This window comes from Paenibacillus sp. PL91, assembly GCF_012935325.2.
Classification (GTDB): Bacteria; Bacillota; Bacilli; order Paenibacillales; family Paenibacillaceae; genus Pristimantibacillus.
The window spans coordinates 273,444-288,490 of sequence record NZ_JABBYG020000007.1 but is presented as its reverse complement, the minus strand read 5'-3'; the positions used below and the strand labels follow the sequence as shown (position 1 = coordinate 288,490).

Annotated in this window: 14 protein-coding genes; 1 reads left to right on the top strand and 13 read right to left on the bottom strand. The window is 48.7% G+C overall.

Annotation, left to right across the window (positions count from 1 at the left end):
* The 3 genes from HI950_RS18290 to HI950_RS18280 form a co-directional block, all read right to left on the bottom strand.
* Positions 1–1,728 (bottom strand): phospho-sugar mutase, encoded by a 1,728-nt coding sequence (locus tag HI950_RS18290; RefSeq protein WP_169084551.1) that lies wholly within the window; start codon positions 1,726–1,728, stop codon positions 1–3.
* A 33-nt stretch (positions 1,729–1,761) separates the two neighbouring features.
* Positions 1,762–2,193, bottom strand: coding sequence for a 3-hydroxyacyl-ACP dehydratase FabZ (gene fabZ, locus HI950_RS18285; protein WP_056631018.1), 432 nt, complete (start codon positions 2,191–2,193; stop codon positions 1,762–1,764).
* Between the two features lie 176 nt (positions 2,194–2,369).
* On the bottom strand, positions 2,370–2,903 hold the full coding sequence (locus HI950_RS18280) for a CDP-alcohol phosphatidyltransferase family protein (protein WP_169084549.1): 534 nt from the start codon (positions 2,901–2,903) through the stop codon (positions 2,370–2,372).
* Between the two features lie 245 nt (positions 2,904–3,148).
* Between HI950_RS18280 and HI950_RS18275 the strand changes: the two genes are divergently transcribed.
* The gene (locus tag HI950_RS18275) at positions 3,149–5,359 is read left to right on the top strand and encodes an Ig-like domain-containing protein (RefSeq protein WP_169084546.1); all 2,211 of its coding nucleotides are present in this window, start codon (positions 3,149–3,151) and stop codon (positions 5,357–5,359) included.
* Between the two features lie 142 nt (positions 5,360–5,501).
* On the opposite strand, the gene HI950_RS35895 is transcribed toward HI950_RS18275, so the two are convergent.
* The 10 genes from HI950_RS35895 to HI950_RS18225 all read right to left on the bottom strand — a co-directional run bounded on the left by HI950_RS35895 (position 5,502) and on the right by HI950_RS18225 (position 14,890).
* Entirely contained in the window at positions 5,502–5,816 is a 315-nt protein-coding gene (locus tag HI950_RS35895; RefSeq protein ID WP_223285351.1) for a DNA-directed RNA polymerase subunit beta, read from the bottom strand.
* 16 nt (positions 5,817–5,832) lie between these two features.
* Positions 5,833–6,675: a flagellar hook-basal body protein gene (locus HI950_RS18265; protein ID WP_169084545.1), complete on the bottom strand. Its 843-nt coding sequence runs from the start codon at positions 6,673–6,675 to the stop codon at positions 5,833–5,835.
* A 32-nt stretch (positions 6,676–6,707) separates the two neighbouring features.
* Positions 6,708–7,571: a flagellar hook-basal body protein gene (locus HI950_RS18260; protein WP_169084543.1), complete on the bottom strand. Its 864-nt coding sequence runs from the start codon at positions 7,569–7,571 to the stop codon at positions 6,708–6,710.
* A gap of 171 nt (positions 7,572–7,742) precedes the next feature.
* The gene (gene mreB / locus HI950_RS18255) at positions 7,743–8,735 is read right to left on the bottom strand and encodes a rod shape-determining protein MreB (protein ID WP_169084542.1); all 993 of its coding nucleotides are present in this window, start codon (positions 8,733–8,735) and stop codon (positions 7,743–7,745) included.
* A 124-nt stretch (positions 8,736–8,859) separates the two neighbouring features.
* Positions 8,860–9,147: a sporulation transcriptional regulator SpoIIID gene (spoIIID, locus tag HI950_RS18250; protein WP_053373789.1), complete on the bottom strand. Its 288-nt coding sequence runs from the start codon at positions 9,145–9,147 to the stop codon at positions 8,860–8,862.
* 190 nt (positions 9,148–9,337) lie between these two features.
* Positions 9,338–10,081 carry a M23 family metallopeptidase gene (locus HI950_RS18245; RefSeq protein WP_169084540.1) on the bottom strand — a complete coding sequence of 248 codons (744 nt, stop codon included), beginning with the start codon at positions 10,079–10,081 and terminating at the stop codon, positions 9,338–9,340.
* A gap of 81 nt (positions 10,082–10,162) precedes the next feature.
* Positions 10,163–11,362: a stage II sporulation protein D gene (gene spoIID / locus HI950_RS18240; protein WP_223285350.1), complete on the bottom strand. Its 1,200-nt coding sequence runs from the start codon at positions 11,360–11,362 to the stop codon at positions 10,163–10,165.
* 123 nt (positions 11,363–11,485) lie between these two features.
* Positions 11,486–12,670, bottom strand: coding sequence for an ABC transporter permease (locus HI950_RS18235; protein WP_169084538.1), 1,185 nt, complete (start codon positions 12,668–12,670; stop codon positions 11,486–11,488).
* The gene (locus tag HI950_RS18230) at positions 12,612–13,373 is read right to left on the bottom strand and encodes an ABC transporter ATP-binding protein (RefSeq protein WP_317618401.1); all 762 of its coding nucleotides are present in this window, start codon (positions 13,371–13,373) and stop codon (positions 12,612–12,614) included. The genes HI950_RS18235 and HI950_RS18230 overlap by 59 nt, the downstream gene beginning before the upstream one ends.
* Positions 13,370–14,890: an efflux RND transporter periplasmic adaptor subunit gene (locus tag HI950_RS18225; protein WP_169084536.1), complete on the bottom strand. Its 1,521-nt coding sequence runs from the start codon at positions 14,888–14,890 to the stop codon at positions 13,370–13,372. Before HI950_RS18225 ends, HI950_RS18230 begins: the two co-directional genes overlap by 4 nt.
* Positions 14,891–15,047 lie beyond the last annotated feature (157 nt).

The window sequence follows — 15,047 nt, the reverse complement described above, 5'->3', positions numbered from 1 at the left end:
CTATTCGCTTCGGTCTACCCGTTCCATAACGGCAATTTTCAACGTTTGCAGTGCAGCAGCGGCAGCATCCTTCGATTCGCCCTCAACAGCAAAATAAACCTTGATCTTCGGCTCTGTACCGGAAGGACGCAAGCAGAACCATGAACCGTCCTCGAGCATAAATTTCAATACGTTTTCTGGACGAAGCCCATCATGGCCTTTGCCGTAATCAAGGACCTGCTCTACCTTTACGCCGCCGATAGCAACAGGCGGATTTTGACGCCAATCATCCATAATCGCACCGATTTTTTGTACGCCGTCAAAGCCTTTGAGCGTGCGTGATTCCAAGCCTTCTAAATAGAAGCCGAATTCAGCATAAAGCTCAAGCAATACATCATACAACGTTTTTCCTTGGCTGCTATAGTATGCCGCTGCCTCCGAAATCAATAACGCGGCAACGATCGCATCTTTATCACGCGCATAGGTTCCTGTTAGATAACCATAGCTCTCTTCATAGCCAAACAGGAAAGTGCGCTCGCCTGTTTGCTCATAGCGAGTCATTTTTTCTCCGATATATTTGAAGCCAGTCAGCGTATTCTCAACCTCTACCCCAAACGAACGGGCAATATCCGCTCCCAACTCGCTTGTTACGATCGTCTTGACCACGACGCCATTGTCTGGCAGCTGGCCGCGTTCCTTCAACTGACTAAGAACATAATGAACCATCAATGCACCGGACTGGTTGCCGGTAAGGACTACGTATTCGCCCTCATTGTTCTTCACGACTGCACCCATACGGTCGGCATCTGGATCCGTACCGATAATGATATCGGCATCCACCTGCTGCGCGAGCTTGATCGCAAGCGTGAACGCTTCACGCTCTTCAGGGTTAGGGGATTTCACCGTGCTGAAATAACCGTCCGGCTGCTCCTGCTCCGGCACGATGTGAACGTTGTTGAAGCCGACCTTTTTGAGCACTTCCCGAACTGGCATGTTGCCTGTCCCGTGCAGCGGCGTAAAGACGACGCTGAACTTCTCGCCAATTCCGCCTTTAATCAGATCCGCGTTCAAGCTTTGTGCAACTACCGTATCAATAAACTGTTGATCGGCTTCCTCGCCAAGCCAGCGAAGCAAGCCTTCAGCTTCTGCTTCCTCGCGGCTTATTCTTTTCACTTCATCGAAGCCGGTAATTTGACTGATAGCCGAAATAACCTGTTCAGCCTCCTCGGGAATAAGCTGGCAGCCGTCGGAGCCGTATGCTTTGTAGCCGTTGTATTCAGGCGGATTATGGCTTGCCGTAATGACGATACCGCTGGACGCCTTTAGTTCGCGCACCGCAAAGGAAAGCTGAGGTGTCGGGCGAAGCGCCGAAAACAAATACGTAACAATGCCGTTGCCAGCAAGCACAAGCGCAGCGTCCAGCGCAAATTCAGGGGAATAATTACGGGAATCATGAGCAATGACAACCGATGGGCTAGCAGCTTCAGCCGACGCGCCGGCAAGCAGCCAATTGGCAAGCCCTTGTGTCGCTTTGCCAACCGTATAGGCGTTAAGACGGTTCGTTCCTGCGCCCATCACGCCGCGCAAGCCGCCTGTACCAAACTCAAGGTCACGATAAAAACGATCCGTAATTTCCTTCTCTTGCCCTTCTAGCCCGCGAAGCTCTTCCTTCGTCGCCGCATCGATAAGCGGATCATTAAGCCAAGCCTCATATTTAGCAATAACGGTATCATTTGTTGGAGTTGTCATAATTATCAGCCTCTCTCATTCATGAATTTTAATTTATGAAGGATTTGATAAAGCAAACATTAGCTCGCCTTCGGCAACGATTTGATCACCTACTCTTGCTGTTCCTTGCCCTTTACCGATTGAGCCTTTAAGCCTTGTGATTTGCACCTCTAGAGTCAGCGTATCCCCAGGCTTAACCTGACCACGGAAGCGGAAACCGTCAATGCCCGCAAAAAAGCCCAGCTTGCCGCGATTGGCTTCAATCATGAGCATCGCAACAGTACCGACCTGCGCAAGCGCTTCAACAATAAGAACGCCAGGCATTACCGGATAGCCGGGAAAGTGACCCACAAAGTAAGGCTCATTCATCGTTACATTTTTCAAACCGACTGCCCTAACGCCTGGCTCAACCTCCAAAATACGATCGATCAGCAGAAACGGCGGACGGTGCGGAATGATTTCTTGAATTTGATTAATGTCCAACATGCGAGAAAAAAGCCCCTTTCAAAAGTTGAGTAGTATAAAAATGGTGAAATTGTACGACACTATGCATATCCCTCATAAAACTGCAGTTTATGAAGGTTAAGATAAGGGGCTTGGCTGATTGGACCAGATGTGTCCTTCACCAAGCCTCTTTGTTCATATATAGAAGCTTTGGTAAATCACGAATGCCCGGTCGGCGTTCCCGGGACTGCTTTATTGAGCGCCTTAAACATGACGACATACACAATAGAAGTGATGAACGAAAAGGCAATGACCGCCCACAAATACGAATGTGCATTTGGCGCTTCAAAGAAGATGAGCATAATCGCCACATAGAACAGTACGGTTGTCAGCTTTCCCATCCAATTGGCGGGCACCGTCTTCTTTCCTCGAAAGTGAAAATACAAACCTCCAGCTATCATGCCAAGATCGCGCAAAAACATCGCTGCTGCTGCCGCCCATGAAATATGACCGGATATGAGCAACGATACAATTACGGTAATAAGCATCAGCTTATCAGCGAGCGGGTCAAGCATAATGCCAACCATCGTAACTTGGCCGCTTCGGCGTGCAATATAACCATCAAGCACATCAGTAATGCCCGCAGCCACCATAATCAAGAAGGCGGGAATCATATGTCCTTTAATGAATACCGCTATGTAAACTGGAATCAATACAAAACGCAATGATGTTAATAGATTCGGCAGATTCAAACTCGCACGCTCCTCTACCTATTACTGACTGTCCATCATGGTTCCAAACTATTATACAACTACCTCCCCTAAAAATAAAACCGTCGCTAGTCCGAGAAAGCCGGGTTTTTATGCATCCATCGTTCCATGCCGGCATTTTTAAAAAAGTTTATTACCATATTATACCTTTGTTCTTCATTTTCGCCATCTCTTTACCGTTATTAGTAGAAGAACAATTACTTTAACTAAGAAAGGACAGGGATGTAGTGAATTTTAGTTTACGTATCGGTACGTCGTTAAAAGAAACTCGTAGGTGGCTTGCAGCTGCTCTTGCATTCGTGATCGTCATGACTTCGTTAACAGGAGTTGCGAACGCTGCAGAAGATACCGTAACCGGCATCGAATTTAGCTATGATTCATCGGATTACAACAGCAGCACATCATCGCTCGAGACGTTCGTTGAGGATGACAAAGTCAATTTAACGGTATTCGCCTCCATTTCAGGCTCGGCAAACAAGAAGGATGTCACAGCGGACGCCACATGGAAATCGTCCAACACAGCATTTGTAAAAGTGGAAAAAGGCGTATTAACAGGTGCCGGCAAGGGAACGGCGACGATAAGCGCTACTTATAAAGGCTTTACCATTTCCATCAAGGCGGCATCTGATTACGTTTATGATTCCGTTACTCTTAAGAAGCAGGACGGAACGACAGCACCTGCCACTCTTGATATTGAGATTGGGCAGCCGCTTGAGCTAACGCTAGACGGCACAAAAGGAAGCACTGAAAAAAATGTTACAAGCGAAGCCGTATGGACGACATCGAACGCCGCTATCGCAACCGTAGATGAAGGTACGATTACGTTGTTAGGCGTTGGAGCCGCTACGATTACAGCGAAGCTGAAAGGCAAATCCGATTCCATTACGCTGAACGTATCCTCACCGTACAAATCCATCACGATCGATTCAGGAGATTCGGGCAATTTAGCGGAGCTCTACATTGGTTCCGATGACAAAAAATTAACAGCATCCGTCGTTTCGAAAACAGGCGAAACTTCTATCGTGACGGATACAGCCAAATGGGTAAGCGCCAATGATAAGGTGGCGACGGTTAAAAAAGGCGTTGTCACCGCAGTAGCCGCTGGCAAAACGACGATTACCGTCTCCCATAAGGGGGTATCCACCTCTATCGATGTAGTCGTTCGTGCGGCTTTCCAATCGATTAGATTGTCACCAGAGAAAGAATATCATCTGCTTCTGCAGGATGCGCCTCTCCAGGTAACAGCTGAGGTGCAAAATAACTCAGGTGTTTCCGAAGATGTAACAAGTAAAGCCGAATGGACATCCTCCAATGTCGTAGTCGCTACGGTTTCCGGCGGTCTGGTTACGCCTAAGGCTGTTGGGGCAACCAAAATTACAGCGAGCCACATGGGAGTCAGCCGCAGCGTCGAGATTACGGTTTACCCTAGCGTAAGCGACATTAGCGTAGAGACTGAAACCATCGACGGCTTTAATGGGATCAGCGGTGATCTCCCTAAAGTAACGGCAACAACTTTTGACGGTTCAAAGGTCGATGTTTCGAAAATTGTGACTTGGACATCCAAGGACGAGAAAGTCGCTATCGTTAAAGACGGACAATGGACAGCCAAAGCCATTGGCGAAACCTTGCTGACTGCGACCGTTCAAGGAAAAAAAGTCGAAATAAAATTAATCGTTCATGTGAAGCCATTGAAGCTAATCGCAAGCGTGAAGGACCTTAGCATTATTTTAGGAAAAGAAACGCCATACCCTTCTGTAACCGTCGTTAATGAAGACGGAGAAGAAGAAGACATCACAAGCAAAATCAAATGGAAAACCACGTCAGAGGATATCGTGCTGAAGGATGAGGTAATGAAGGGCCTTGAGGTGTCCAGCATTACACTCACAGCCACTTACCTGACAAAGAGCGTATCCGTACGTGTGAAGGTTGAAGAAGAGATTGTGAAGCTCGTAGTTGAGCCCGCAGCACTGGATCTTTATCCAGGCCGGTCAAAATCGGTTAAGGTGACAGGCTACTACAAGAGCGGCAAGCAAGTGTCTCTCGGTTCAAAAATGAACTGGGAGTCCGGTAATCCTAATATCGCGAGCGTAAGCAGTACGACTGTTAAAGCAGCAGCAGTTGGAACGACAAAAATTACAGGTTCATACCAAGGCAAAACGGTCGTAGTTCCCATCGTTGTATCGCCTAAGCTGAAATCGCTTGTGCTTTCGAGCAAATCGGTACAGCTGACTGCTGGCGGAACTTATATGGCTAAACTGCAAGCTAATTTCACGACTGGAGATCCCTCTAATGTGACAGATGCTGCGGTTTGGACTTCATCCAAAGCAAGTGTTGCAACCGTGGTAGGCGGCAAAATCGTTGCCGTCAGCAAAGGCACCGCATCCATTAAAGCAACCTATGCAGGAAAAAGCGTAACCATACGGGTATCCGTAAAATAGTTCATGCAACAGAAAAAAGAAGATCAAGGCCACAAGCCTTGATCTTCTTTTTTTGATCCGTTGAAATATTTTTAGTGCAAAAAAAGGCCGTCCGTCAAGCCGCTAATGCCGCTGGATAGACAACCTTTTTATTCTATGATTATTAAGATTCAGCGAATACCAGGTCATAAAGATGCTGCCAGGTGGACCAGCTAAATACATCTTCGTTAGGCTGGTTGCCCACTACGACATAACCAACATATAAACCTGTAACAAGCATAATAACCATTATGAGCGGCACGATGCTTTTGCGTAAAAACCACAGCAGCATCTTTGCCCCTTTGGGCCGTTGCTTCTTATCGGAGCTCCCGTCAGCCTTCGCGCGACTATTGCGCTTTCTCTTCCCGGAGCCGCTCTCTTCAGCTTGACTCCCGACCCCGCTTGCGTCGCGGTCGATTCGTTCATCGGCCATACTCATCTACATCATCCTATCCTTATGCGCGCAGTCCGTTTGTCAGGCTCATCATCGTATCGCTTGACGATAACGCTCTAGCTGCCAATTGATAAGCGCGCTGCACATTAATAAGCTCGGTCATCTCATCCGTTAGCTCAACATTTGATTGCTCCAAGTATCCTTGGCGCAAAGTAATGAGATTTTCCGAATTAGGTACAATCTGCTGCAACACATCGCCCGCGTCTATGCCGTTACCAACAACAAACAGGTTATCGTTAACCGCAGTCAGTGCTGACGGACGCGAAGCTTGAAGCAGCTTTATGCTGCCCAGCTCAATGGTACGGTCAGAAGATACCCCAAACACAGATCCGTCTGAATTCACGCGTAGACTGTAACCTTGAGGAACAACGATATTGCCCTCAATGATGTCCCCAGTCAAAGCATCTTCTACATTAGCTACGACGGGATATCCGTCTTCCGCTGCCAAAATCGTATCACCGTTTGCGCCGAGCGTCAACTGAAAGGCGCCATTGCGCGTGTATCCGCGATTGCCGGCGCCGTCCACCTCGACTTCAAACAACGCGTTTCCTTCGATCGCAATATCGGTTTCTTTATTGGTTCCCTGCATGAGACCTTGAGATAGATTCGGCTGAACCATCGTCATTCGAGAGCCCCAGCCTTGCGTAAAGTCCATCGGCGTAAGACGGCCAGGCTGATTGAACGCTTCGGGCTGGCTTCTTAAGTTTGTAAGAAGATCCTCAAAGGTCGCTTCCTTGCGTTTGTATCCAACGGTATTCACATTAGCAATATTGTCTGCAAGCAAATCCAGCTTTTGCTGAAGCCCATTCATCGATACCATAGCGTTGATCATTGAACTGTTCATACTTCGTGCACCTCCGCTGCTTCAGCCTGTTGTTATACGCGACCTACATCATTAACTGCTTTACTCAAGCTTTGATCATAAAATTGAATGACCTTCTGGTTCGCTTCATAGGCACGGAGCGCTGACATTAGATCAACAGCCGATTGCGCAGCATCGACATTGGAACGCTCTACATAACCTTGTCTCACTTCAACGCGCTCATCTGGCGCAATGGCGACCGCTTCTTCATCCTCTGTGGCGAATCCAAAGCTTCCGTTCCCTTCGCGCACGAGCAGATTCGGATTATCGATTCGGCTAATGAGCAATTGGACGCCTATATCCTGTCCATTTACATCTTGAAAGCGTTGGTCTCCTGTTAATTTGAGGCTCTCAAGGCCTACGCCGACCGGCATTTGAATGGGCTGTCCATCTGTTCCGAGCACGTTCGAGCCATCGCTCGCCATTAGAAAGCCGTCCTCCGTTAGCGTAAACTTACCGCCCCGCGTATAACGAATCTCGCCATTCTGATCCTGTATGGTAAAGAAGGCTTGCGGCTGGAAAGTTACCTCTCCGTCTGGTCCAACATTTTTGCCGGATGCGTCAAAAGAAAGGCCGTCCATTTCAATGTTTGAAATCAACGCAAAATCAGACGCGTTGTTCGTCTGCGTCAAATCGCCCTGCAAATGGATAGACAAGCTTTCTTCCGCAAATACGCCGGTTGTCAGCTTCCCGATCTTGTTGATGCTCTCGGGGCCCGCTCCCGTCAATGACAGCATCATTTCCGGAAAGGAACGGGTCACCGCATTCGTTTGTTTATAACCAGGCGTGTTTATGTTTGAAATATTATTCGTTACCGTATCATGTCTTCGCTGCTGAGAAATCATGCCCGACGCTGCGGTGTATAAGCCTCTTAACATCGTTGTTACCCCCTTGGCCGCTTCCAATCGAACTTCCTATATATGTTATCGGTTGAAAGCAAGGCTGCCTGAATAGCTTGTCCTGCGACCAATGACTCATTTCCGCCTCGGCTACGCCCCCCTAAGGCTCCCTACCCGCGCAAATGATGATGTTCACGGCCGCTTCTGCCCTTACTTCTTCCCGAGCTTGTCCAAGTTATCTAAAAGGATGCCGGTCCCTTTTACGACGCAGTGCATAGGATCTTCCGCAATCAATACTGGAACCTTAAGCTCCTCTGCTAGCAGTGCATCAAGCCCGCCGAGCAAAGCGCCACCGCCTGTCAAAATAACGCCGCGGTCAATAATGTCCGCTGATAGCTCCGGCGGCGTGCGCTCAAGCACGGCCTTAGCTGCAGATACGATTGACATGACTGGATCCCAGAGCGCCTCGCGCACCTCTCCGGAACGAATCGTTAACGTAAGAGGAAGCCCCGAAACCATATCTCGGCCACGGATGTCGATCTCCTCTTGGCGTCCGCCTTCAAGCACGGTACCGATCTTAATTTTAATATCCTCGCTCGTTCTCTCACCAATCAGCAGCTTGTATTTGTTCTTAATAAATTTCATGATCGCATCGTCGAACTTGTCCCCTGCAACTTTAATAGAAGAGGCGGTCACAACGTCGCCCATCGAAAGAACGGCCACATCCGTTGTGCCTCCGCCAATGTCTACGACCATGTTGCCGCTTGGCTGGAAGATATCCATTCCAGCCCCTATAGCGGCAGCCTTTGGCTCATCCTCAAGAAATACTTCCTTTGCGCCGCTGCGCTCTGCAGCCTCGCGAATCGCCTTCTGTTCAACTGATGTAATATTCGTTGGCGCGCAAATAAGAATTCGGGGACGGCTAAACCACTTCCGTCCCTCGACGCGATCAATAAATGCTTTAAGCATAATTTCCGTAATTTCAAAATCCGCAATAACGCCATCACGCAATGGACGAATGGCAACAATATTGCCTGGCGTCCGGCCTACCATTCTATGTGCTTCCTCGCCAACAGCCAGCACTTTCTTCGTGTCGCTCTCAATCGCAACGACTGAAGGCTCATCGAGTACGACGCCTCTTCCTTTTACATGAATGGAAACATTGGCTGTTCCAAGATCGATCCCAATATCCTTGCTCAACATAAGGCTTAAGTCCCCCAACGAATAATAATTACTAAACGTACAATTGGTTCCCTTGACATGGAAACCGCTAACGTTTATTATTCGTCAAAAAAGACAAATTTCCTCTATAATTCGAGAAAAAACTTCACAGCTTTCCAGCGGCGAGCACTTCGCGCTTCTTTGTGCTCGTTTTCTTATATTTAATCTTGGTCGCTTCTCCTCCCCTCAGATGCCGAATGGATTTGTGGTATTCGAGAATGTGCTTAACCTGATCGGCCAGATCGGGGTTTATTTCAGGAAGCCGCTCAGTCAAGTCCTTGTGCACCGTGCTTTTGGATACACCGAACTCTTTGGCAATCGTACGCACCGTGTGCTTCGTTTCTACGATGCAGCGGCCTATTTTAATGGTTCGCTCCTTAATGTAATCGTGCACGTTCCCGCCTCCCTACTCGAGATAGTTTGGTACATTATATGAGTGGGTCGGGTATATATTCGTTATGGTCAAGCCTGACAAGCCCGAATGTGAATAAATTTTCATAAAAACGTAAAACAGGCAGGGAATTGCTCCCTGCCTGTACGTCTAAAGCCCTATTTTTTCGGGAGAAGGTACTCTCCAGCCAACCTTACTCTGTAATCAACGAGCTTGGGTTAATGGGCTTGCCGTTGTTGCGTGTTTCATAATGAAGGTGAATGCCCAGATCGCGCTCTAGATCGTTGCGGCCAGCTTTTGCAATAACCGTACCTTGTGTAACATCATCGCCTTCAGCGACTTGAATATCCGTCACGCTTTGGTACACGGTCACCAGACCGCCTTCATGCGTAATTTCAATAACGTTGCCGTTTGTTGGTTCAGTCTTCACATAAGTAACCTTACCGGAGAGTGCAGCTAGCACATCGAAGGTTTTGCCACTTGGGTCAACAAAGTCGATGCCCATGTGCGGCGAGAACGTGTCTCCCACTTGAACGAGTGCTGCTTCGCGCTCCGCGTCGCTTGATTTCTCATCATAGAACGAAATCTCTTCCTTCAGTACCGCTTTGTTAGCGATTGGCCATTGCATCAATTCGTCACCAAGTACAACTTCTGGCGTTTCATCGCCTTTGCCTTCCGGTGCAGTAGTTTCCCCTTGTGAAACTTCAGTAGGATCGACTTTTCCTGTTGTAGATTTCGATTGATCGGCCCCCTGATAGATCCACATTAAGGTTACGATAATTGCTGCCGCGGCCATGAAGATTGCTGGAGATACCCATCGCTTTGCAAAAAGGTTCTTCCATCCACTGCTAGATTTGGCGGCAGACGTTCCTCCCAGAACAGTTTTGGGAGTTTCTTCTGGTTTTTGCTTCGGTTTACTTTGATTTTGATCATTCATTTTCTATCACCTCACTAGCCATTGTTGCCAGATCTGCTAGGTTTATACGTGAGGTCATACGAAAAATTGAAAGAGTTTAAATTACGAGCGGCGAGAGAGCTGCTTCGCAAGCTTTGAAGCTTGCTCCACTTGAACACTAGAGTAATAATGTTCCAAAATTTCTTCGGCACCTGCACCCGTTTGAGCCATGCCATTCGCGCCCCATTGGCTCATTCCAACGCCGTGTCCGTAGCCATAGGTCGTAATCGAAATGGTATTTCCTTTTATGCTCCAGGTGAATTGAGAGGATGCAAGGCCTAGCGCTTCTCTCACTTCCCGCCCCGTAAAAGCGGTTCCTCCTATCGTAATCTTGCTAATGCGATTGCCTTCCGTTTTCTCTATTACGCGGATTGAAGGTTTAACAGAGCCCTTCTTCCTCACACCGAGCTTGCTGTAAAACTCGTTTAATGAGAGCTTCACCGTTTCTTTATAGCGAGGCGAGATCGCTTTATCCCATGGGCTTGCCACACTCCGCAAATAAGGAATCTCTTGATTCCAATAGTCCTCTGAATTTTCGGTATAACCGTTGCTGGTGGAAAAAAAGGAAGCCTCTATCGGCTCGCCCTTATACGTTATTATTTTCCCTCTTGTCTGAGCGATTACTTCGTCCAGCTTGCTCATATTCTTCTTCTGCTCGTTCTTTGGCCATTTTTGAGCGAGCTTCGCTAAAGGAACATATACCTGATGCTCGACTGTATCGGTCACATCAGCTCCCGTTACAGGCACTCCGCTGTCATTTCCTTGAACGATTCGCCGAACCATATAAGTACGTGCGGCAATCGCTTGCGCCTTCAGCGCTTCCAGCTCGAAGTCGATCGGCATTTCCGCAGCCACAACGCCGCGGACGTAGGTTTCCAGCGGAACCCTCTCAATCCGTTTTTCCTTCGCCACATAAACACGGATCGAGATATGGTCAAGTGCATTTGACGTTTCTGCATGCGATTCATCACTTGAGGAAGGCTTGGCCGTTGGCTTTGGTTGATCTCTACTTTTTGGTGGCTTAGTTCCATCTGGCTCATCCGCAATACCTGCCGAGGAATCTGCTTGAAAGCCGTCTCTCACTCCGCTAGTATCTGTTAATGCTCGAGCAGCCTGCACATTTTTCAGCTCATTTAGTGATAGCCTTACTAGCATGATGGACGCACCCAGCATAGCACCAATTGCAAATAACGCCATCCATCTGCTTTTCCGCAAACGATCGACTATCGAAACTATTGAAAACTTCCCTATCCTTCGACTCATGAGTTCTCCTTCCACCTTGGCGGTGAGAGAAAACAGGAATCAGCTCGCGCCGGCTGATCTCTCTTAAACCGCTCCTGATGGTTCATTCTATGAGGTTAAATGATAGGGTAGAACTTCAAATGGCTAATCGTGGCGAAGCGCGTCAACCGGCCGCAGGCTCGCCGCTTTATTCGCAGGCAAAAAGCCGAATACCACGCCCACGAATGCAGAAAAAGCAAAAGCCAACAATACGGTGTCGACCGGAACCTCAGTATCCGATTTCATAAAAATACCAATAACGATAGAGGCAGCATAGCCTAGCCCGATCCCTAGCGCGCCACCCAGACCGCTTATACAAACAGCCTCTACTAGAAACTGGAACAAAATGTCCCGCTTCTTAGCGCCTAACGACTTGCGAATGCCAATCTCCCTCGTCCTCTCCGTTACGGATACGAGCATAATATTCATAATGCCAATACCGCCTACAATTAGCGAAATGATCGCTACATAAATAAGCTGTCTATTCATCGTGGCATTAACAGCATTCAAGGTCTCCATCGCTTCCTCTTGATTCAACACCCGGTAAGCATTCTCGTTTCCCCGAAATTTCTCATAGAGCACCGCTTCTACAGCCGTAACGGTCGCTTTCATAAGATCGGTATCCGTCACGATCAAGTTAATCGTAGACACGCCGCTTGTTTGAAATATTTTTTGAGCCGTAGTAACCGGGATTAATATTTTCTCGTCATTAGAGCCAGTCAGCGAGCTGCCCTGAGATTCAAGCAAGCCGACAATCGTAAAAATATAACCATTTATCGTTATTTTTTTGCCTACTGCCGCAGAAGGGTCCTCGTCCTCGAACAGATCAGCCGCGGTATCAACGCCGATCAATGCTACCTTCGTATTGTTCTTAATATCAGGAGAGGCTATATATCTTCCATCCTGAATCGGAAACGCCTTAACCTCTTCGTACGCAGCCGTTATCCCTTCTACGGTGACGGATACTTGCGTTTTACCATATTTCGCATAGCCAGTCGTGCTTGTGACCGGAGCAACACCCGCTACGTTCGCAACCTCGCCAAGCTCATTGGCTTCGTCTACGGAAAGCGTTGTAACGGTTCCACGCCCAAAAATGGTAACGGACAGCGAGTTCGGACTCCCAAGAGATGAAACCTGCTTAGCCACCTCGTTGGAGGATGCCTTACCCATTGCGACCAGCGCTATGACTGTGGCAACGCCGATCAGGATGCCGAGCATAGACAGTATCGTTCTAAGCTTGTTGGATAATACGCTCTTTACTGCCATTTTGAGGCCTTGCGTGAGTTTCATGGCTGACCCTCCTTTCCTGCTCCGTCAACACCCCATCCCGTATAATAACCGTACGTCTAGCCCGATTCGCTACTTCCATATCATGCGTAATCAACACGATGGTCTGCCCTGCACGGTTCAGCTCCTCCATCATATCGAGCACTTCCATGCCTGTCTTCGAATCGAGCGCTCCTGTCGGCTCATCCGCAAGCAGCATCGGCGGGTTGGTCGCTAAAGCGCGTGCGATGGCGACACGCTGCTGCTGTCCGCCAGACAGCTCATTCTGACGATGACTCATTCGCTGGCCAAGCCCTACCCGCTCGAGCGCTTCCATTGCGCGCATCCTGCGCTCTTTGCTTGGCAAGCCGCGATAAATAAGCGGCAGCTCGCAGTTCTCCAGCGCTGTAAGCTTAGGGAGCAGATGATAGCCTTGAAAAATAAATCCTATTTTTTTATTGCGCAGCTCAGTCAGCTTGTTGTCATTTTGCCCCGTTACTTCAAGCCCTTCCAGCTTGTAGCTGCCTTCGCTTGGCAAGTCGAGGCAGCCAATAATGTTCATAAGCGTCGATTTGCCCGATCCGGAAGGACCCACGATCGCAAGAAAATCTCCATGGGCAACCGTTAGCGATACCTCATGCAATACCGTCGTTTTTTCCCGCGCCATCATATAGGATTTTGTAATATGGGCCATTTCGATCAAGGGGATATTTGGATTTATGCTCATCGCGCGCCACCGGTGCTGCGTGTGCCGTTGCCGCCCATGCCGCCACCCATTCCTCCGCCGCCCGGGAAGACCATAACACCGCCAGGGAATCCGCCTTGCTGCATGTTCGTTTCTTCGGAGCTTGTTCCCATGCCCGGCGTTCCTTGCGCGATCGGAATAAGTACGCTTTCTCCCTCTTTCAATCCGGAAACGATTTCCACAAAATTCTCATCGCTGAGGCCCGTCGTTACCTCAACCAATTGTCCTCCTAGCGCATTAGGCATCCGGCCGCCTGCACGGCCGCCTGCTGCAAGACCGCCTCCAGCTGCCGCTGCGCCGCTCGCCCCTCCCTGCCCATCAGCTGCTCGGAAGCGTCCGCCTTCTGCGCTTTGAGTGCCTTGAGTGCCTTGAGTGCCTTGAGTGCCTTGGGCGCCTTGGGTGCCCGTTGCGCCTCCAACTGCTCCTCGGCTTGGTCGTTCGCCGCCCGCTGACGCACCTTGGCCGGCTGCGCTTTCTTCCTGATCGCTGCCTGTTATTGCACCATTTTTTGGTGCTTGGCCTAATGCTTGACCGCCTGCGGCAGCTGCTTCCTCACCGCCCGCTTCTGACGGAACACGCACGAACGACCTCGTACCCATTTCGACGACCGCATTCACCGGCACTAGCACGATATTCTCTTTGGAATCGATCGTAATCGCTGCTTCACCGGACATGCCTACCTTGACACCTTCAATGTCCTTCAGACGAATACTCACATCAAAAGAAGACGAGCCATTGCTTGAGGTACCTTCCTGCGCAATCTCGGACACCGTCGCATCTATCGTCCTATCTGTAACCGAGCTTAATGTAATATCTACGGCTTGACCAACCTTTACGGAAGAAATATCAAGCTCGTCCACGGAAGTCACAAATTCCAGCAACGTATAATCCACAATCGTGGCAATCGTCGTATTCGAGTTGACCTCATCGCCAACCTCAATATCCATTTCGGTGATTTCTCCGTCTAGCGAAGCTACCACCGCTTTTTCCACTTTTTGTTGTTCCTCATAAATTTCCTGCAGCTGCTCCTCGTAATCGGCTATCTCGTCGTTGGCATTTTCCATCTCTTTTTGAAGCGATTTTTTCGTAGCCTCTTCATTTTCCGTACCTGTCGCTTCCTTGTACTCCTCTTGAAAATCCACAATCGATTCTTGAAGCTTTGTTATGCTTTTTTCAATCGACTTCACTTTATCTTCCGTATCGTCCGCATCCTCAAAGGTAACGAGAACTTGGCCTGCCTTGATTTTATCTCCCTTTTTGACGTTCACCGTCGCAATCGTACCGCTCTTGCCGGCAGTCACCGTTTCCCTAGAGTTAGCCGCCACTGCTCCGGTTCCGCTAATTTGCTTTACGATAGAACCTTTAGTAGCAGTAACCGTCAATGATGCAGGCGTTTCCTCTGCCGCTTGCTTGTCTTTACCCAAAAAGAAATAATAGGCACCTGCTCCGGCTGCAGCCAGAATAATAACAATGCTGAGCCCTATCGTCCATTTCTTCATTTGCTTTAATCCACCCTCCATCGGTCTTTGTGAGATCGACTATAGCATTCAAAAATGAACGGAAGATGAACAAGCTACCAGCTCGCTTTTCCCTTGCTCAACACAAAAAAAGCTTAAGAAAGCTCAAAAAAGAGTATTGTTCCTTTTCACCCCCAAG